Source organism: Luteimonas sp. A478 (genome assembly GCF_054052025.1).
The window spans coordinates 433298-453176 of the sequence record NZ_JBSVRF010000002.1 but is presented as its reverse complement, the minus strand read 5'-3'; the positions used below and the strand labels follow the sequence as shown (position 1 = coordinate 453176).

The following is a 19879-nucleotide window of genomic DNA, read 5'->3' as shown; positions in this document are numbered from 1 at the left end:
TCCCTGCATCTCGCACCGCTGCAGGCTTGCGAATGGTGAATACGTACGCCCACACCAGGATCGAGCGTAACAAAGCGGACCAGTGGGCTCCGGCTTCATCGCCCGGGAGCTGTAATGCACCCGTCTACTGGGACGCACAGTGCTCAGGTATGTGCTCCCCTGAGATGAAAGCAGCAACGACATTGCCAAAACACTCGGGCGCCACCAGCGGAAGCACGTGCGCCCCCCGAGCAATGGTGGAGAAGTGAATCTCTCCCGCCGAGGAAAGTGCATCCGCGTGGGTGCGCGCTCCGCTGTACGGAGTGTTCGGGTCAAGCGTACCGTGGATCACAAGGGTGCGCGGTAGGCGGCCAGGACTCCGGCCGAAGTACTGATCCCGGTCATAGAGTGGCAGCGGACTGCTGGCCAGGAAGCGGGGAGTGGGACTGGTGAACAAGGCGTCCTTCTCTTCCTGGACCACCGTCTCAACGGTCAAGTCCCGGCGGTCATTGTTCTCGGAAGCACTGATCAGCATGACAAGCGGAAGTGATGGTGCTGACTGGGGATACGGGGTGATGCGCGCGTGCTCTTTCTCAAGATCGGCGATGGTTATGGCGAGCAAGTCCGTCCGGCCCTCCAACAAGGAATCTATGAGTGCGGGTACCCGGTCGCGAAGGGCAGGGAAGTTGAGCAAGGTGCCCATCAACTGGCGCAAGTCACCACCGGGCAGTGTGGCTTGCCAGATAGCAGGATCCATCGCCAACACGCGGGTGTAGCGCTCGATCTGGGCGCCTGTGAGCGTGTTCCGACCGACGGCGTCCACGACACTGGTGCGATGACTGAGATCCCATCGCGACTCGGACTCAGGGGGTACCAGACCGTCAAGCACAAGACCATCGAGCTCAGGAGCCGCGACCTGCATCATGCGTAGAACCATTTGCGTACCGTAGGAGACGCCATAGACGTACACCTCCCCTGGTTCGCGAAAACGCTCGATGAGTGCCGATAGATCGTGTGCCGCGTTGGTGACGTTGAAGGCGCGGGTACGTGCCGTGTCAGCGTAAAGCGCACCGATGCAGGGGCCCCATTCCTCATCTGCCAAACCATAGCCTGCTGGGCTATCGGCCTTTTCCTGCGCCGGACAAAGCCGCGTGGAATCGCCGGTGCCCCGATGGTCCGGAACGATCAAGTCATAGTCAGGGAAGGCCTGCCGAAACACCGGCACGAATGGATAGAGCGAGGCACCCGCCTCGCCTGGGCCACCAGCGATGAGCCAGACCTGACCGCGACGCCGACTTTCATCCGGCGCCTGAAACTGCCTTACGAAAATATCTACGGCGCCTTGCCTGTCCCCGACGGGATCCAATGGCACTTCAGTGACCACGCAGGTCGAGGATGAAAGCGATGCATCCGATGTCGAGTCAGCGCAGGCCTCAAACGACGAGGCCGATGCAGGCAATGCATTGATGCAGCACCAAGCCAATACGCCGACCACCGCTTTGGAGATGTTCATGGATTCGCCTTCATCAATGGCTCCATCGCCCATATCGTGCTTAACCTCGGCTCATGACCCCGCGTCCATGCTTTGTCCACTGCAGGCACGCAGGGTTTCAACGTCTCCCGAAACGATGACCGGCAAGTGGCGGGTGATCATCTCCACCGGCCAATCCCACCAAGCAATCTCCTCGAGCGCCTCGACCGTCTCGGGCGGAAAACGCTGTCGAACCGACTTGGCAGGATTGCCGGCAACGATGGTGTAGGCAGGCACATCACTGGCCACGACCGCGCGTGATGCCACGATCGCCCCGTTGCCGATCTTCACTCCCGGCATGATCAGCGCCTCATAGCCGATCCACACATCGTTCCCGATCACCGTATCTCCCTTGTACGGCAGTTCATCCTGCTCCGGCATCACCTTCTCCCAGCCGTGGCCGAAGATCTGGAACGGATAGGTCGAGATGCCCGACATCTTGTGGTTGGCGCCGTTCATGATGAACTTCGCACCGCGGGCGATCGCGCAGAACTTGCCGATGATCAGCCGGTCGCCGACAAACGGGTAGTGGTAGAGCACGTTGCGCTCGAAGTTTTCCGGGCCCTCTGGATCGTCGTAATAGGTGTAGTCACCCACGATGATGTTGGGGCTGGTGACCGTGTTCTTTATGAAGCACACCTGCGGAAAGCCTTCCATCGGGTGCCTGGTATTGGGGCTTGGTCCGTACATCAACGCCTCCCTGGACTCCGCGCCGGGATCGGGCTGCACTGCGAAGCAGCTTCGGTTTGAACGACTGTCAGGCGCCAATCAATGCAGTGAGATGGAATGCGACATTTGCAAAGCTGTGCGCCAGGATCGGGAACAGCAGACTGCCACTATTGAACCGCAACCAACCTCCGACCACGCTTCCGATAAACGGAAACAAGGCAGACATCGGGTCAAACGAGAACGCGCCGTCCGAATAGCCCAGCCCGTGCCAGATGCCGAAGACAATGGCGGTGATTAACACCACGGCCCAAGGTATGCCCTGCGAAGGCTCCTTGCCGCGGATGAGACCAAGCAAGAGGGCAGGAGCGATACCGCGATAGGCCAGTTCTTCCACAATTCCGGGCATCGATGCCTGGAACGCCAGCGTTTCCAGCGACGGGACTGAGGGTTTGAAGAGCAGCCCGAGCGAGAGGCCCCAGAGGATGAAAAGAAACAGGGCGATCAGAGATGTCCCGAGGTTTCTTTGCGACAGGGTGAGGCCAAGCGCCTCGCGCTTGATCCCCAGCCCCAGTACCACCAAGACAGACAGCACCAGGCTGTAGATCTTCCCAGACCAATTCCAATCCCCGCCGATAAAGCTGAAAGCAGACGAGCTGGACGGCAGGCCAGTGACCAGATCGTCGAGGCCCAGGTAGGCTGCGAACAACACCCCAAAGACAAGGGTCAAGCGCTTGTCGAAGTGCTTGAACGCAAGAAATACCAATAAGGAAATTGCAGCAAAGCTCAGCGCGAAAATGACTGCTTCCATGTGCGACGTATCTCCGATTGGCGCCCTACACCAGAATTAAACCTCGCCGCGAAGCGGCATCAGCTGCACGCCGGCGGGCCCCCACTGAGCTTGTCCGCCGCCAGCAGCAGGAACTGACTCTGCTGCTCAAATGAAAGAACACGAAATGGCACCGGCATGGCCCCGCTCTCAAGCTCGACCAGGAAGCCAGGACTATACGAGTGGACTGACTTCACCCTTGACCAAGGGACCGAGCCTGGCCCGAGCTTGGTGCGCCTGCTCACACCGTCGCTGTCCACTTTGAAGTCGCATCGACCCACGCGGTAGACCTTGTAGAAGAACCCAGCCGCAGCAATGGAAACAAGTGTAATGCGAGCGACACGTCGCTTGATGCCGCGCAGCGTGCGCAACGACTCTTCCGTGTCAAAGGCATGCTCCGTTACGAACTCCAGGTACTCCCGAAGTTGATAGCGAACAGAGAACTCAATTTTCGCTGACGGTTCGATGGCGGCCTAAACCCCGAGTTGAGCCGAGACGCTTGGCGGAGCCAACCGCATGGCCAGCTCAATCTGCCATGAAATTGATGGATCGAAAATGAAGTAGATAAACGGCGACAGGATCACTTCTGGTGATCGGAATTGACCCATCAACCTTCTATCGGCTCAAATTCCTCTTCAGGAATGAAACGACCGCCTCATTCATAGCCCGATGCCACGCAACACGGTCAAACCCTTCCGGATCCTTACAGATCTCCCTGGCCGTCTCCTCAAGGCGCGGCGCGCACGGAGCCAGATAGGCAAAGTGCCCGGCGCCTTTCGCCACGTGGTACTCCGGGGCCTGCGGAAGCGCGGTACGGATGGCCTCGATGTGGTCGAACTTCACCCCGTCGCCGCCCAGCTCTGATGCCCACAGCTGCACAGGCACGCGCACTGATTGCAGGCCGGCATCATCAAACAGGTTCAGCGGATCAACCACCACCGCGGCACGGATGCGAGGATCGGCCTGCGGCTCCAGCTCCGGCGCACTGAACCTGATCTCGCGGCACATCGGCATGATCAGCGACCACCATCGGCTGCACAGCCGTTGCCCGGCTGCGATCACGTTGGGTCTGGCACCGGCGAGAGCCAGCGCCGTGTAACCGCCGCGGGAGAACCCGAATACACCAATGGCATCAGGATCCAGCTGCCGGCGCGCAGGCCACTCCTCCAGCATGAAGGACAGCACCCGACTCACATCACGCGGCCGGGACTCGAATATCGCCACTCGATTGGCCCCGGAGTCGTCCCCAAAGGTATCGCCAGGATGATTCAAGGAGACAACCACGAAGCCGGCGTCGGCCAGCGCGGTAGCCGTATCGTGGTGCCCCAGCAGGGTGCCGCCGTGGCCGTGGGAAATCACCACCAGCGGCAGCGATACGCCCGCTGCGGGGCAGCCCGGCGAACCCGAGACGTCGTGCGGCCCCAACTCGGCGGTTACCGAAGCATCCGCGCACGGGGTCCATACCATTGCCGCGATCGCGGGCTCCGAGCCCGACGCCGGCACCTCGACGCGAGCATAGCCAGCGGCAACTGCGCTACCAATAGAAAGGAGCACAAGCACTGCAGCGGAAAGCGCCGCCATCTTCTTCATCGGACTCCTCCTCAAGCAACGGCGCCGCTGTCAGGGCTCACCCACCTGCTCCGGCTTCACTGGGGGCAGCTTGAAGTCAATCTCCAAGGGGCCAATAAAAGAGTACACCCAGAGCCCAAAGGCGATCGATGCGCCATGCAAAGCCGTAAACAGCGCCACCAGAAAAAGCCCCATGAATGGTCGTGATCTGCAGAAATGTGAACAGACGGGGCTCTGTAGGTAACCCGTCTGGCAGTCTCTATTCCTGCGTCTGAAACGTCCATGGGATTGGTGCCAGCTGAATTCCGTCCCGCGACTTGAATCCCCCGGGCATCTCGGCGTGGTTCAGATACAACTCGTACTCCGTTCCAGGCTTCAGCTCCACGGGCAAGTGCAGTTCAGTGCCATCGTCGTTCCATGATGGCGGACCAGAAAACTCAGGTGTCTGGTCTCCAAAGACGCCAATGTCTGCACTCATCGGCCGGTCGAAGATGACAGTAATCTGGTTCAGACCTGGATCGACGTTCAGCTCTCCGGAACTGGGAAAAAGAGATGCGTTCGGCGCAGCAGCTTGTGTTTCTATAGTCGTGTCCGCCCATGACGCCAGAAGGGAGGAAATGCCAGGAATGACCTCGGTCGCGAGCAACGGCGCTGTGGCTGGCAGCAGATTGGCCAGCTCCAATGTCCAGCCGAAGCCTCGCTGCTCATCATCTCTCTTGGCCGCCAGTACTTGATCATGCAACCCGTGATCAAGGAAATACCTCAGCGTTATTGCTCGCGTTAGACTCTCGTAGAGAAGTATATTCCAGTCGCCATATGCGTTCTGCCGCATGCGTGCTTTGTTATTTTCGTACAGTACTTCAGCACCGGATTTCAACTCATCAGCATGTGCGTCCACCCAGGGATTGACGAATGAGTGTGCAAACTCGTGCACCAGCAACCGTGAAGTCTCCGCACCGGGCCACTTCAACGAATCCCCCGCGGCGAACTTCGGTGTGCCGATCACCGCGTAAGCGTCGACAGTACCGTCAGACATGATGACCCTGGGGCCATAGTTGCCCCGACCATGCAGCAGGCCAGGCACTATCATCATGCGAACAGGCCTGTTGTCCTCACTAATGCCATCGAACCAAGGCGCGTCCAGTGAGTCGTGGACGTCATCCGCAATTTGCTTGGCCACCAGCGAATACAGCGCAGAATGTGCCGTGAAAAAGGCAGCAGCTTCGGTGTCTCGTGAGAACCTGGATATTGCTGCAAGCATTTGTCCGGCCGATCGCACGTCCCAATTAGTCGACGAATTGGGTAACCATTCCTCCAGATCTAATCGCGGCTCCCGGCTTTCTGGTTGCGCCAGCAGTGCCAAGGCGACGGTATCTCCGTAGCCCACTCCGAGATCACTGCGAAACTGCCGCAACAGATCAACGGCAGGATGGTCTTTGAATCGGCCAAAGTGCTGCTCAACCTCCGCATCGTAGGAAGGAATCCCGGCAGCCTTGAACTCTTCAAAGTCCGCCAACCGGGCTATGGCCGCTGCCAGTTCAACACGGGTGTCGACCGAGATGGGCACTGAAGCTAGAGCGACGCTGCCGAACAGGCCGAAACACACCGTCATGACGACTGTAAGGAGTTCTCTAAACTTGGAAATCATTGCGTTGAGAGGCCTGATCGCAGAAGGGAAGATGAAGTTGCAATGTCACATCGCATGCAAGACGCCAAGCTGCGAGGAGCTTCGCGCGCCTAACGCCTGATTTAAGCCGCGCCGCGAAGCGGCGTTGGCTTGAATGAATTGTTAGGGCGCATGTGTCGCCGCGCTCTCTTGGGCTAACCTGATGCCAGACAACTCGGCCGAACTTCGATGCACGATTACTTCAGTCGCCAACGCCGTTCGAATTGCCGAATGAGCTGTAGACGGATGATGTGATCCGCCTGCCAAATGCGTATTCATTGCTTCAACGTGCGGGAGTTGAATAGGATTTGGATTCTCGATCATCAGTGAAGCCGAGCCTTCTCGCCCATGAAGGACAACAGGCATCTCATCAAACATAGAAAACTCGATGCGACCGCGGGTCCCAACAACAGTCACAGAGTCGATTCTCTGAGTTGCCGCAAAGTTCCAATCCCCCGTACCAATCACGTCTTTGCCATGATGCCAGGTCGCTCTCACTCGATCAGGGATGAGAGTTCCATGACTTGATTCGAGGTGCGCGGACTCAATGGCAGAAATGGGGCCGAGCATGTAGTCGAACAGGTCCAGGCCATGGCAGGCCAAGTCTTCAAATATCCCACCTGGAGCTTCAGTCATGGTCATACGCCATTGGGTCTTATTGATTGGAGCGTTGGAGACTCTAGATAAGCGCCAATGAACCTCCCGCACCGGGCCGATCTTATTGGATCTCAGCCACTCGGTGACTTTCTTGAACCTGGGTAGACTGCGCCGGTAATAGGAGACGAATAAAGGCAGTGATGCGGCATCAAACGCCTCAAGCGCGGCCTGAGCATCCCCGTAGCGAACGGCCATCGGTTTTTCAATACAGCAAGGTTTACCAGCCCTTGCAACCTCCAGGGCAAAATTGACGTGTGACGAGGGCGGAGTGGCGACATAGATGGCATCGATTTCGCTTGAGTTTATGAGCTCAAGGGGGTTCGAGTAAGCCATAGGAACGTCATAGGCTCTTGCGAACAACTCAGCCTCTGCGGCGCGCCTAGACGCTACACCGACGAGCTCCCCGCCTTCAGCTACCTGAAAGGCCGGGCCACTCTTGTGCTTAGCAACTGAACCAACACCAATCATTCCCCATCGAACTTTGGTCATACTGTCTTGGCCGGCTCTTTGTAAGACGATGTGAAGGCAATCGTGGCGCGCCCTAACGCCTGAATTAAGCCGCGCCGCGAAGCGGCGTCGGCTTGAATGAATTGTTAAGCCGCACTCGACGCAGCTGCGGACCGATCAAGTCGTGTGCGCGACTAGCCAACAGCCCACTCGGCCGCGATCCTTCCCACTTCAGCGAGAACCGCCTGATGCCGAGCCTCAGTCTGTTCGGTATATTCGCCGCTATCAAAATAAGCAGCAATGATGATGGGGCTTTTGCCGGGCGGAAACGTGATTGCGATGTCATTGCACTTGTTGGTCGTGCCCTCAGTACGCCCGGTTCCAGTCTTGTTACCGCTACGCCACTCGGCGGGGAGTCCGGCGCGAATCCGCATGGCGCCGGTCTTCGTGTTCTCCATCCAGCCCAGCAGGCGCTCCCGCGAACCACGCTGCAAAGTATCACCGGTCGTAATCCGACGGACGAGCTGCGCCATCGCCAGGGGCGAGGTGGTATCGCGAAGGTCAGCCGAAAGCACCAAACCCAGATCTGGCTCATAGCGGTCGAGCCGGGTCACCGTGTCGCCCATCTCGCGAAACTTCGCTGTGACGGCGGCCGGACCGCCCAAGCGTTTGACAAGAAGGTTGGCGGCAACGCCATCACTCAGTTCCTGGGCCGCCTGTGCCAGTGCGGAAATGCTCATGCCGCCCTTGGCGAGATTCTCGCGCGTCACAGGCGCCCAGGGCAGAAGATCGGCTTCGGAATAGGTCAGGATTTCATCAAGATCCATCCGGCCTCGGTCCACTTCGCGCAAGCAGGCGGCGACGAGCGCTAGCTTGAACGTCGAGCACATCGCGAAGTGTTCATCCATGCGGTTGCCGCTGACTTCTCCGGTAGCCGTGTCAAGGAAGCAAACACCAAGACGCGCGTAACCCACTTCTAGCGCCTGAAGCCGCTCGGCGGCGTCAAAGCGGCCCGTGGCAGCTGCTGCGCCGGCCGGGCTCGCCATCAGTGCGGTCGTCGCCACGGATGTAATCAAGAAGTCGCGTCTTGTGAACATGCAGTTGATCCTTTAGCTGATTATTGTGTTGGCGAAACGTTGCAGTTCGTGGATCTTGCATTCGGCTACACGGATCCGGTGCATAGCGTGTCCGTTGTGCGGCCTATCGCCAGAATTAGGCCGTGCCGCGAAGCGGCATCGGCTTGAATGAATTGTTAGACCCCAGGCCTGCGCGCTTTGGCCCACATGAACTTGCGAAACTCCGGATTGAGCCGTGTTTCTAGCATATCGATCGAGACTAGTGTTTCTACGCGCTCCAAGTATGAGTCGAGCCACTCATAGATCTCATTGGATTTACGCCGGCGGAAAAGTGGAGGGGACGCCGTCGCAGTTACAGCAACTTGGAAGGAGTAGGGGCAGAAGTGCTCATCAGTCTGGCCCTCTAATAAGCCAGGGTTGACGTAGGTGTTGCTCCCATCAAATTTAACGAGGAGCGATAGTTCGAAGTGCCTATTCTTTATGACAAGCGCGCCGCTCTCCGCCCGGTCGATCGTTGATTCTGGCGGAAGCTCTACTGAAAGTCGGTTATATACAGCCCCATCTTTTCCAGTCGCGTAGTAGAGTTCTCCAGGTCCATTATCGAAATCGGACTCCATGAAAGCTTCCCGCTCTGAGTAGTGCTTGGTCAGGGTGTCAATAACCTTATTGCTTAGGACGGACAATGGGAGATCTTCCCTGCCGATCTTTTTGATGGTTGAAGTGTCGATCTCATTGTTAACGAAATATGCGTTCAAGTGGAGATCAAGCTCATCAAGAAGAATGAACTCAACTGCAGAAATTATAGTTTCTTGAAAGAACTCATAGGCAGGCAAATTTACCTGCTCTAATAAATCTCTGCCCCCTGTGAAGCGGGCGAGAAACTTCTTTCTATAAGCCGCGTTCTCGGCGAGAAATCCGGCTAAGATATTGCAGAATAATTTATTGAAATAATAATCATATATGTGGACGGGTGCACTTTCTCGTCGCGCACTTCGAATGCCAGCGCGCCCCGAAGTCGGAGTACGTCGCTTCCTCCTTTTCGTTGGCGTCCGAGCGAGAGCAGAAGGCCTGCGATGACTAGTGCGGAGCCCATGCTGGCCTGGACTGCCAATTCGCCCTTCAAAGCCTCGGATAATGACGCGGTTAGGAGGCCGACTCCTGCGCCCAGCAAGATTGCGATCAGGAGTATGTCTCTGACCTGCTGTCGCCATACCTGATGAGCTGCGATTGGCTTCATGTGGACCCTAACACCTGAATTAAGCCGAGCCGCGAAGCGGCTTCGGCTTGAATGAATTGTTAGAGATCACGTGTGCCTTTGCCGCGATTGCAGTCAAAGCAGAGGACCCAGAGGTTTTCAGGGTCGTTTGAGCCGCCTTTGGCCACGGGAATCTTGTGATCGATCTCCAAGGTGAGGTCAAGGCTTGCCCTGCGTCCGCAGATCTGGCAGCAGTAGCTGAATTTTTTAAAGATCTCAAATCGCAACTTTGGTGATATGCCAGAACGAGCCTTGCCTTTGGCGAGGAATTCCGAAAAAGCTTCGCGTAGCGCAGTTAGAGCCTCTTCGCATGCGCCTTTAACGGCTATGTGCCGCTCAAGATTGTCAAGTGACTGACTACTGCTAGGGAAATTCCGGTCGCAGGCCACGTCAGATGACAGGTCTCCAACTGGATCGTCCCTGTCCCTCTGTTTTAAGAGCCAGCTATAGAAGGAACTGCGAGATGGCTTACTCGGCATAGGCCACTCGTCTGCCAGGGCAGGAGGGTTTTTGGGGCGAGTGTAGGAGCTTGTCACATTTTTAAAGTGGGCAACGGATCGATCATGGCGATCTCGATTCTTATCGCCGTGAGTCTCAAAATGCTCTCTTTCCGCAAATACATCACATATGGCGCAGTAATAGAGGCTTGAGTCTTCTTCGCTTTTATCGCCATGAAAGTAATAACGTGTCATCAGTGATCTCTAACACCTAAGTTAAGCCGAATTGCAGCGCGTAGCCGACAACATGGCAAGCTCCTTCTGCCATGTTGCTGGCGTAGCGATGCAATTTCGGCTTGAACGCATTGTTAGGCCCCACCCGGGTCCGCAGTTGGGCAAGAGTCGAGTAACCGGGCTTCAGTTACATCTACGGTGTATGTGTCAGGTCCTGTAGCCCGAACTAGGATGTGACCGGTTTGGTCTAGGCTCAAGCCAATTGGGGCACGTGAGAAGTCAAGCGCTCGCAAGAACTGAAGCGAGCCCCGATCGTGTGACTTGTCACCGGAGCTGACAATTACCTCACTTCGCGAGGTGCGGCCGGATTTGTCAATTGAAGTCTTGATGCAAGTAACCGGCTCGGCGACGTTTGTCGGACCAGCCAATGTGGCTGCAAGAAATATGATCGTTTCAATCATTGGGTCCTCTCCTGTGGGGCCTAACACCTAAGTTAAGCCGAATTGCAGCGCGTAGCCGGGCACATGGCAAGCTCTTTCTGCCATGTGGCTGGCGTAGCGATGCGATTTCGGCTTGAACGCATTGTTAGGCCACTCAGAAGGCAGTTGGCTCAAGCCTAAATCCTCCATAGGAAGTCGCTAGACGGTAGTTCCGAACCTCACCCGCCTCGGCCGTTACTTCAATTTCGTGGCGCGAACGAGCCACCTCGTCGAAACCTGTGCACAATCTACCGCCAGTAGGACTCTGTGATACCCCGATAATATGTCGACCAAGGGGAACAGACAGAGTTACGGTCTCCGATGGCTCGAGATCGGCTGCATCGTTTCCGTTGAGATAGATGCGTGATGTGCAGGCTGATCCCCGACGCCCAGAGTCACGGGTGATCCGAATTTGATAAATGTCTCCAGTCGCTTCCGGCGCATATATACGATCTGAAGGAACGATGATCGCGCCCTGGAGCGAGGTGGGCGTCGTTGCGCAAGCCCCTAGCAAAGCTGCAATGGAGAAAGCAATAATTAAGCGCACTGAGAGTCCTCGTTTTGGGGCCTAACAACAATTAGAGGGCAAAAGAGGGCTGTAATCCCGCGGCGTAACGCGGAACTCCGTGCAGAATCGACGCATAAGACCCTCCCCTGTCCGCATTTGCTTCCGTTCTGACGCATAACTCCCCAGTTATGCGTCTCCCCAACCCGAACCTAGCAGCCCCCGCCACACAACTCAATCCAGAGGCGGGCTTTGCTTGCACACACCGGGCCATACACCCCGGCTACCCCCTCACCCGATCCGCTCAAACTCCATCAGCGGCGCCGCCATCAGCCACGGCTGCAGCCAGTGGTCCAGCAGCAGGAAAGCGAACAGCGCCATCAGGTAGATGACCGAGTAGTTGAAGACCCGCATGGCGAAGAATTCATCCGGCGGGTCCAGCAGTTTCCACGCGTACCAGAGGAATACGCCGCCCAGCACCAGCGCGCCGCCCAGGTAGAACAGGCCGCTCATGCCGGTGGCCCAGGGCAGTACGGTCACCACCAGCAGCAGCACGGTGTAGAACAGGATCTGCCAGCGGGTGTAGGTGACACCGTGGGTGACGGGCAGCATGGGCACCAGGGCGCGGGCGTAGTCATCGCGGCGGAAGATGGCCAGGGCCCAGAAGTGCGGCGGGGTCCAGACGAAGATGATCAGCACCAGCAGCAGGGCATGGGGATCCAGGGTGCCGGTGATGGCGGCCCAGCCCAGCGCGGGCGGCGCGGCACCGGCGACGCCACCGATCACGATGTTCTGCGGCGTGGCCCGCTTCAGGTAGCCGGTGTAGACGATGGCGTAGCCGATCAGCGAGGCGAAGGTGAGCAGTGCGGTGAGGGTGTTGACCAGCAGCACCAGGATGGCCATGGAGGCCAGGCCCAGCGCCACGGCAAAGATCAGCACCTGCATCGGGCGCAGGGTGCCGGTGGCCAGCGGGCGCTGCGAGGTGCGCACCATCACCTTGTCGATACGCTGGTCGATGAGGTGGTTGATGGCCGCGGCCGATGCCGCCGCCAACCAGATGCCGAGCATGCCGGCCACCACCAGTTTCAGCGGCGGCAGGCCCGGCACCGCCAGGAACATGCCTACCAGCGCGGTGAACACGATCAGCGAGACCACCCGCGGCTTGGTCAGCTCCCAATACTGTCCAGCGATGCTGCCCATCAGTCCGGCTCCCTCACCCGCGCCAGCAGCGAGACCAGCACGAACAGCAGCAGCGCGGCGCCGGCGTTGTGCATCACGGCCAGCCACAATGGCAGCGCCAGCTTCACGTTGAGGATGCCCAGCGCCACCTGGGTGACGGTGAGCGCTGTCAGCGTGCTGCCCCAACCGCGCAGGCCGGGCGTGCGCAGCAGGCGCACGGCCAGGGCAACCAGCACGGCGAACGCGGCCACGGCGCCCATCCGGTGGGCCATCTGGATGGCGATGCGCGATTGCCCGTCAAGGATCCCGCCTTCGTAATCCACGTTGATCCCCCGCCACAGCACGAAGCCCTCGCGGAAGTCGGCCTGCGGCCACCACTGGCCCACGCAGCGGGGGAAATCCAGGTAGTGGTGGGCATCGCCGGCCCAGCCGCCGCCGCCGCAGGAGAGCGCGGCGTAGTTGGCGCTGACCCAACCGCCCAGCGCAATCTGCAGGCCCAGCATCGCCAGCGCGGCATACAGCCAGCGCCGCACCGTGGGCGCGCTGGCCAGGCGGATGGGCACGTTGGTGGCGCGCCAGGCCATCCAGGTAAGCATGGAGAAGGTCAGCAGCCCGCCCATCAGGTGGGCCATCACGATCACCGGCTTGAGCAGCAGGGTCACCGTCCACTTGCCCAGCAGGGCCTGGAAGATGATCACTGCCAGGGTCAGTGCCGCAGCGCGCGCGAGATCAACGTTGGACCATCGCAGCGCCGCCAGCAGCAGGATCGCCTGTCCCGCCCCGGCCAGCGCGAACGCGGCGCCGATGTGGCCATACATATAGGCGGGGATGGCCGCGGCTACCAAGGCTGATGCACCGAGGATCTGCGCGGGACCGAATTTGCGCCGCCGCGCGGCCAGCAGCGCCAGCGACAGCACCAGCACGCCGAGGATGGCGGCGATGTGGCGGTGCACCTGCTCGCGCCAGGCCTTGTGGGTCTCGAACGGACGGATCTGGCTTGCGGCGTGGTCGGCTACGTCGGCCGGGGCCTGCGGCCATGCGGCGCGGCCATAGCAGGTGGGCCAGTCGGGGCAGCTCAGGCCGGCATCGGACAGACGCACGAAAGCGCCAAACACCACTACGCACAGGGTCAGCACCACGGCGAACCAGGCGATCCGGTGGAAGTGTCGGTAAAGGGCCGCCCTGGAAGGGGTGTGGCCTTTATGCGGCAACGGTCCTGCCATCAGTCAAGTCTCAGCAGCCGTACCATGTCGCTGCGCAGGTCTCCCGGATCGAACCCGGGAGCGTAACGCAGAATGACGAAGCCGTTGGGATCGATGACGTAAACCGGAACCCCGGCGGGGTCATCCACGCCCGGCAGCGCTGCGCGCAGGGCCGGGTCGGCCTGGATCACGCGCAGGGAACGGTTGCTCACCATCCCTTCCGGCAGCTCGCCAGCCCACAGGGTGTGCACGCGGTCGGCGTGGCGGCCAAACAGCTGCCACACCAGGTCCAGCTTGGCCGCAAGCTCAACACAGGGTTCGTCGCATCCAACCGGCGGCGCCAGGGTGATGCGCCAGATGCGCTCGTCCGGATCCCACGGATAGTCGCCCCCATCCTGTATCCGCAGCTGCATTTCGCGCAGGTCGCCCGGTGGCTGCAGCAGCTCGCCGTGGTTGCGGGTGCCTTCCGGGCGCCAGCCGGAGAAGCGCAGGACGCCGGCAATCAGCGCGCTGCCCAGGAAGATCACCACGATCAGGATGAGCATGCCGCGGTTGCGGTTGCGTCGGGCAATGGAAGCGGAGTCGGAAGCAGTCATGGGGAGTGAGGATGCCTGTCATTGCCGGAATGAGCACGCCGGCGGCGGAAGGTAAGGATCAATGCGGTGACCAGCACGGTCAGCGCCAGGCCGTACCACTGCACGGCGTAGCCCAGGTGCTTCTCCGGCGGCAGGGTGTTGGGCAGGATCTCCAGGTCACGGGCGTAGCCCCCGGCAGCGTCAGGATCCAGGCGCAGCACGCGCGGGGCGATCCGCGGCTGCTCCAGCGCGTCGGCCACGGCCTGCATGTCCAACGCCATCAGCAGCAGGCTGCCATCGGCCTGCGGCTGGATCGCGGCCGCAGCCAGCCCCTGAGAGGGCGGCGGCAGCAGCAGGCCCTCCAAGGGGGGCGCTGGCGGCGGATCGGTGATGGCGGGAATGGTGCGGTCGGCCGGCACGGGCAGCCAGCCCAATTCCACCAGCAGCGGTTCGCCGGCTGCGGGCTCGAACAGGCGATACACCCGCACCCCCACCCGGCCACCGCGCTGCTGGTTGTCCAGCATCACCGCAGGCGCCTGCGCCCAGCGCCCCTCACCCGCGGCCCAGGCGTAACCATCGGCATGATCAGGATCGCCTGCCGCGGCAAGCGGCTGCGCATCGCGGCGCTCCAGCACCTGGGCGGCGGCATCCAGCATGGCCTGCTTCTGGTGCTGGCGCCCGTACTGCCAGCTGCCGAGCCAGGCAAACAGCGTGATCGCCATCACCGCCAGCGCCCATCCGAAGACCAGGGTTGCGCCGCGCCTCACCATGCCCGGCCCCCGGCCTGTAATAATGAACCGCCGCGCCCCGCGGCTTTGGAGTCTTCGATGAACGACACGCTCAAAGTCCTGCTGATCGTCGCTTTTTTCATCGTCATCCTGTGGAACCTCGGCGCGGGTCTGTACTACATGATGTCCGACAAGGGCCAGACCAAACGCACCGTCAATGCGCTGACCCGTCGGGTGGCGGTGTCGGTGGCCCTGATCCTGCTGGTGATGCTGGCCATCTGGATGGGCTGGATCGAGCCGCACGGGCTCGGCGGGTGAGCAACCGCGCTTGGCAGATGCCCTGTCGGCATCTGCTGCGGGCGCGAACGCCCGGACAGGGATGTCCGGGCCGGTCAATCCGAAGTCGTCATTGTGACGCCATGGATGGCAGCGACCAACTGTCCAGGCGATCAATCGCCGCTGCTTGCGCTTCGGGCTGGCGCTAGACCACGTACACGAACAGGAACAGTGCCAGCCACACCACGTCGACGAAGTGCCAGTACCACGCGGCGGCTTCAAACACGAAGTGGTTCTCCGCATCGAAGTGCCCCTTCAGGCTGCGCAGCCACACCACCAGCAGGATCAGCGCGCCCAGGGTCACGTGGACGCCGTGGATGCCGGTGAGCATGAAGAAGGTGGAGCCGTAGATGCCCGAACCCATGGTCAGGTTCAGATCGCGGTAGGCGTGCACGTACTCCATGGCCTGGGAGACCAGGAAGATCGCGCCCAGTACCACGGTGGTACCCAGCCAGATCAGCAGCTGGCGGCGGTTGTTGGCTTTCAGCGCGTGGTGGGCAATGGTGAGGGTGATGCCCGAGGTCAGCAGGATCAGGGTGTTGAGCAGCGGCAGGCCCCAGGCGGACACGAGGTCGAAGCCACCGCCCACATTGGCCGGGCCGGCGGTCGGCCAGGCCGAGTTGAAGCTGTCCCACAGGAAAGTGTTGGTGGCCACGCCCTTCACGCCTTCGCCGCCCAGCCACGGCACCGACAGCATGCGGGTGTAGAACAGCGCGCCGAAGAACGCGCCGAACAGCATCACCTCGGAAAAGATGAACCAGATCATCCCCATCCGGAATGAGCCATCCACCTGCTTGTTGTAGTAGCCGGAGACCGATTCCACGATGACATCGGCGAACCACTTGAACAGGATCAGCGCCAGCCCGGCCACGCCGACGAAGAACATGGTCGGCCCCCAGCTGACATCGTTGAACCAGCTGGCCAGACCGAACATGGCGACGAAGAACGCCACCGACGCGAACAGCGGCCACTTGCTGTGGGTCGGCACGAAATAGGGCTGCTCTTCGTGCGTGTGCTGTGCTTGGACTTGGGCCATGGCTCTGAGCTTCCGGTTCGGACTGCGTGATGTGTGTGGATCGGTCAGCGTGCTGCCAGGGGCAGCACGTGCTCGACGCGCCCGGGCGCGTCTTGCGCCAGTCGTTCGGTTGCGTAGTCGTTTTTGAAGAAGGTGTAGGAGAGGGTCACCGTATCGACCATTTCCGGCAGGGACGGATCGATGATGAAGCGCACCGGCATATCGCGCACCTCACCCGGCTGCAGTGTCTGCGCGGTGAAGCAGAAGCATTCGGTCTTCTGGAAGAACTTGGACGCGCGCGCAGGCGCCACCGAAGGCGTGGCGCTGCCCACGATCGCCGCGTTGCTGTTGTTCTGGGCGAAGTAGGTGGTTTCGTACACCTTGCCCACCTGCACCTGCATGCGCACCTCGTTGGGATGGAACGACCACGGCAGCTTGGAGTTGGCCACGCCGTCGAACTCCACCGTCACCATCCGCTCCATGTCCACTTGCGCCGCCTGGACAGGCTCGGCCACGGCGGTGTTGTCCAGGCGGATGCCGAACACCTTCTGGCAGGCGATGCGGTAGATCGGCACCAGCGAAAAGGTCACCACAAATGCTGCCAGGGCAATGCCGAGCAGTTTGAGGATGCCTGCGTTGCTGGATGCGCTCACTGGTTCAGCACTCCCGAGATGATGAAGCCCGCGTATACCGCAACGGCGATGACGGCGACGATAAGCGCGGTGCGCCGCGCACGCCGGCGCGCGGCAGCCAGCTGCCCATCATCCCGACGCGGTTGCTGGTCATGACTTGCGGGCATTGGTGTCGGCCGATCCTTCCAGTTCCGAGCTGGACTGGTCGTAGTCCAGAAGTTCGAAGTCGCCGTGGGCCAGGTCGCCCGGACGGATCACCGGCGGCACAGCGAAGGTGTGGTGCGGCGCCGGCGAAGGCACGGTCCACTCCAGGCCCTTGGCCGCTTCCCACGGACGGGCGGATGCGATGGCACCGTACTTCTTGGAGTGGAACAGGATGGCGAACATCATGAACGGGGTGAGGAACATGCCGAACGCGCCGATCGAGCTGACCAGGTTCCAGTCGGCAAACACCACGTTGTAGTCCGGGATGCGGCGCGGCATGCCGGCCAGGCCGAGGAAGTGCTGCGGGAAGAACAGCAGGTTGGAGAACACGATGGTCCACCAGAAGTGCACCGCGGCCCAGCGCTGGCTGTACATGCGCCCGGTCCACTTCGGCCACCAGTAATAGATGGCCGAGATGATGCCGAAGATGGCCCCGGTCACCAGTACGTAGTGGAAGTGGGCGACCACGAAATAGGTGTCGTGGTACTGGAACGTAGCCGGCACGATGGCCAGCATCAGGCCGGAGAACCCGCCGATGGAGAACAGCACCACGAAGGCGCACGACCACAACATCGGCGCCTCGAAGGTCAGCGAGCCCTTCCACATGGTCGAGACCCAGTTGAAGATCTTCACCCCGGTGGGGATGGCGATCAGCATGGTCGCGAACATGAAGTAGATCTCGCCGCCCAGCGGCATGCCCACCGTGAACATGTGGTGGGCCCAGACGATGAAGCTCAGGAACGCGATGGCCGCGGTGGCGTAAACCATCGCCTGGTAGCCGAACAGCGGCTTGCGGCTGAAGGTCGGGATCACTTCGCTGACCACGCCGAAGGCGGGCAGGATCATGATGTAGACCTCGGGATGGCCGAAGAACCAGAAGATGTGCTGGTACATCACCGGGTCGCCGCCACCGGCCGCGTTGAAGAAGCTCGTGGCGAAGAACTTGTCGGTCAGCAGCATGGTTACCGCACCGGCCAGCACCGGCATGACGGCGATCAGCAGGAAGGCGGTGATCAGCCAGGTCCAGCAGAAGATCGGCATCTTCAGCAGGTCGATGCCCGGCGCGCGCATGTTGAGCACGGTGGCGATCACGTTGATGGCGCCCATGATCGAGCTGATGCCCATCATGTGGATGGCCAGGATGGTGAAGGCGATCGAGTTGCTGCCCTGCAGGCTCAGCGGCGGATACAGGGTCCAGCCGGTGCCCGGCGCGCCGCCCGGCATGAACAGCGTGGACAGCAGCATCAGGAACGCGAACGGCAGGATCCAGAACGACCAGTTGTTCATCCGCGGCAGCGCCATGTCCGGCGCGCCGATCTGCAGCGGGATCATCCAGTTGGCCAGGCCCACGAAGGCCGGCATGACCGCGCCGAAGATCATCACCAGCGCATGCATGGTGGTCATCTGGTTGAAGAAGTCGGGGCTGACGTGCTGCAGGCCCGGCACCGCCAGCTCAAGGCGGATGATCACACTCATCGCCGCGCCGATGATCACCATCGTGAAGGCGAACAGCAGGTAGAGCGAGCCGATGTCCTTGTGGTTGGTGGAGAACAGCCAGCGGTCCACGAAGCCCTGCTTGTGGCCGTGGTCGTCAGCGTGGTGGAGGTCGGCGGTGGTGGGTGTGCTGGACATTGCGTCTGCCTGGAAAATCGTGCGTGGGTGTTGCCGCTCAGCCCGCGATCGGCGCGGTGGCGGTGACCTGGGCGGTAGCTTCCTCGGCCGGGGCTTCTTCAACCGGCGCTTCGGGCAACGGTGTCGGAGCCGCAGGAGCCGGGGCCGCCGGTGCCGGGGCGTTGTCCGCCTTGCGCGCGGCCAGCCACTGGTCGAACTCGGCCCGCGGAACGGCGCGCACCACGATCGGCATGAACGCGTGGTCCTTGCCGCACAGCTCCGCGCACTGGCCGCGGTACACGCCGGGTTCGCGGATTTCGGTCCAGGCCTCGTTGATGATCCCGGGGATCGCATCCTGCTTGAAGCCCAGCGCCGGCACCCACCAGGAGTGGATCACGTCGTCGGCGGTGATCACGAAGCGCACCTTGGTATCGGTGGGCAGCACCAGCTCGTTGTCCACCTCGAGCAGGTAGGCGCCGTGCGCGTCCAGTTCGGCGCGGGTGGTGTTGCGGTTCTGGCGCAGGCGGTCGCTCTCGCGGTCCATGCGGCTGAGGAAGCTCAGGTCCTCGCCGATGTACTCGTACTCCCACATCCACTGGAAGCCGGTCACCTTGACCGTCATTTCCGAGTCGCGCACGTCGTACATCTGGATGAGCTTGCTGGTGGCCGGGAAGGCCATCACCACCAGGATGATCACCGGGATCACGGTCCAGATGACTTCCGCAGTGGTGTTGTGGCTGAACTGCGACGCCACCGCCCCCTTGGACTTGCGGAACTTGAAGACTGCATAACCCATGGCGCCAAACACCAGCACCCCGATCACCACGCAGACCCACAGCACGAACATGTGCGCGTCATAGGCGTTCTGGGAGGTCGGAGTGACGCCCCGGCCCATGTTCAGCTGCCATCTGTGCGGATCGGCTGACTGGGCAAACACACAGGCGGATAACGCCCAAAGTGCGAGGCCAACGCCCCATTGCTTGAAACGAGCGACTTGCTTCACGTTCGAACCCCGATGCCGGAAGGGCGTTGCGTACTGCGGTACTGCGGTCGGAAACGAAACCATA

The 19879-nt window shown here is 60.8% G+C and carries 18 protein-coding genes and 1 pseudogene; 1 reads left to right on the top strand and 18 read right to left on the bottom strand.

The window, feature by feature from the left end:
• Window positions 1-124: 124 nt before the first annotated feature.
• The 14 genes from ACW7G3_RS05680 to ACW7G3_RS05615 all read right to left on the bottom strand — a co-directional run bounded on the left by ACW7G3_RS05680 (window position 125) and on the right by ACW7G3_RS05615 (window position 15056).
• Window positions 125-1492, bottom strand: coding sequence for an alpha/beta fold hydrolase (locus tag ACW7G3_RS05680; RefSeq protein WP_456981625.1), 1368 nt, complete (start codon window positions 1490-1492; stop codon window positions 125-127).
• A 51-nt stretch (window positions 1493-1543) separates the two neighbouring features.
• Complete coding sequence (locus ACW7G3_RS05675; RefSeq protein ID WP_456981624.1) at window positions 1544-2200, bottom strand: Vat family streptogramin A O-acetyltransferase; 657 nt, start codon at window positions 2198-2200, stop codon at window positions 1544-1546.
• Window positions 2201-2267: 67 nt separating this feature from the next.
• Entirely contained in the window at window positions 2268-2987 is a 720-nt protein-coding gene (locus ACW7G3_RS05670; RefSeq protein WP_456981623.1) for a CPBP family glutamic-type intramembrane protease, read from the bottom strand.
• A gap of 633 nt (window positions 2988-3620) precedes the next feature.
• Window positions 3621-4595 (bottom strand): alpha/beta hydrolase family protein, encoded by a 975-nt coding sequence (locus ACW7G3_RS05665; RefSeq protein WP_456981621.1) that lies wholly within the window; start codon window positions 4593-4595, stop codon window positions 3621-3623.
• A 30-nt stretch (window positions 4596-4625) separates the two neighbouring features.
• On the bottom strand, window positions 4626-4769 hold the full coding sequence (locus tag ACW7G3_RS05660; RefSeq protein ID WP_456981620.1) for a hypothetical protein: 144 nt from the start codon (window positions 4767-4769) through the stop codon (window positions 4626-4628).
• A 64-nt stretch (window positions 4770-4833) separates the two neighbouring features.
• Window positions 4834-6222, bottom strand: coding sequence for a DUF4932 domain-containing protein (locus ACW7G3_RS05655; RefSeq protein WP_456981619.1), 1389 nt, complete (start codon window positions 6220-6222; stop codon window positions 4834-4836).
• Window positions 6223-6363: 141 nt separating this feature from the next.
• On the bottom strand, window positions 6364-7386 hold the full coding sequence (locus tag ACW7G3_RS05650) for a Gfo/Idh/MocA family protein (RefSeq protein WP_456981618.1): 1023 nt from the start codon (window positions 7384-7386) through the stop codon (window positions 6364-6366).
• 152 nt (window positions 7387-7538) lie between these two features.
• Window positions 7539-8441 carry a class A beta-lactamase gene (bla, locus tag ACW7G3_RS05645; RefSeq protein WP_456981616.1) on the bottom strand — a complete coding sequence of 301 codons (903 nt, stop codon included), beginning with the start codon at window positions 8439-8441 and terminating at the stop codon, window positions 7539-7541.
• 155 nt (window positions 8442-8596) lie between these two features.
• Window positions 8597-9253, bottom strand: a complete 657-nt coding sequence (locus ACW7G3_RS05640; RefSeq protein WP_456981614.1) for a hypothetical protein — start codon at window positions 9251-9253, stop codon at window positions 8597-8599.
• Window positions 9254-9716: 463 nt separating this feature from the next.
• Window positions 9717-10367, bottom strand: coding sequence for a YozE family protein (locus ACW7G3_RS05635; protein ID WP_456981613.1), 651 nt, complete (start codon window positions 10365-10367; stop codon window positions 9717-9719).
• A gap of 1254 nt (window positions 10368-11621) precedes the next feature.
• Window positions 11622-12530 carry a heme o synthase gene (gene cyoE / locus ACW7G3_RS05630; protein ID WP_456976643.1) on the bottom strand — a complete coding sequence of 303 codons (909 nt, stop codon included), beginning with the start codon at window positions 12528-12530 and terminating at the stop codon, window positions 11622-11624.
• Window positions 12530-13732 (bottom strand): COX15/CtaA family protein, encoded by a 1203-nt coding sequence (locus ACW7G3_RS05625; protein ID WP_456981612.1) that lies wholly within the window; start codon window positions 13730-13732, stop codon window positions 12530-12532. The genes cyoE and ACW7G3_RS05625 overlap by 1 nt, the downstream gene beginning before the upstream one ends.
• Window positions 13732-14307 (bottom strand): hypothetical protein, encoded by a 576-nt coding sequence (locus ACW7G3_RS05620; protein WP_456981610.1) that lies wholly within the window; start codon window positions 14305-14307, stop codon window positions 13732-13734. The genes ACW7G3_RS05625 and ACW7G3_RS05620 overlap by 1 nt, the downstream gene beginning before the upstream one ends.
• Window positions 14304-15056, bottom strand: coding sequence for an SURF1 family protein (locus ACW7G3_RS05615; RefSeq protein ID WP_456981608.1), 753 nt, complete (start codon window positions 15054-15056; stop codon window positions 14304-14306). Before ACW7G3_RS05615 ends, ACW7G3_RS05620 begins: the two co-directional genes overlap by 4 nt.
• A gap of 57 nt (window positions 15057-15113) precedes the next feature.
• Between ACW7G3_RS05615 and ACW7G3_RS05610 the strand changes: the two genes are divergently transcribed.
• Window positions 15114-15332 (top strand): twin transmembrane helix small protein, encoded by a 219-nt coding sequence (locus ACW7G3_RS05610; protein WP_456976635.1) that lies wholly within the window; start codon window positions 15114-15116, stop codon window positions 15330-15332.
• 163 nt (window positions 15333-15495) lie between these two features.
• Here ACW7G3_RS05610 and ACW7G3_RS05605 read toward each other — a convergent pair whose 3' ends face one another.
• The 4 genes and pseudogenes from ACW7G3_RS05605 to coxB form a co-directional block, all read right to left on the bottom strand.
• Entirely contained in the window at window positions 15496-16386 is an 891-nt protein-coding gene (locus ACW7G3_RS05605) for a cytochrome c oxidase subunit 3 (protein WP_456976633.1), read from the bottom strand.
• 44 nt (window positions 16387-16430) lie between these two features.
• Entirely contained in the window at window positions 16431-17018 is a 588-nt protein-coding gene (locus tag ACW7G3_RS05600) for a cytochrome c oxidase assembly protein (protein WP_456976631.1), read from the bottom strand.
• A gap of 204 nt (window positions 17019-17222) precedes the next feature.
• Window positions 17223-18833: pseudogene (gene ctaD / locus ACW7G3_RS05595) on the bottom strand (cytochrome c oxidase subunit I); the annotation flags it as partial.
• A gap of 37 nt (window positions 18834-18870) precedes the next feature.
• Window positions 18871-19878 carry a cytochrome c oxidase subunit II gene (gene coxB / locus ACW7G3_RS05590; RefSeq protein WP_456981606.1) on the bottom strand — a complete coding sequence of 336 codons (1008 nt, stop codon included), beginning with the start codon at window positions 19876-19878 and terminating at the stop codon, window positions 18871-18873.
• Window position 19879: the final 1 nt, after the last annotated feature.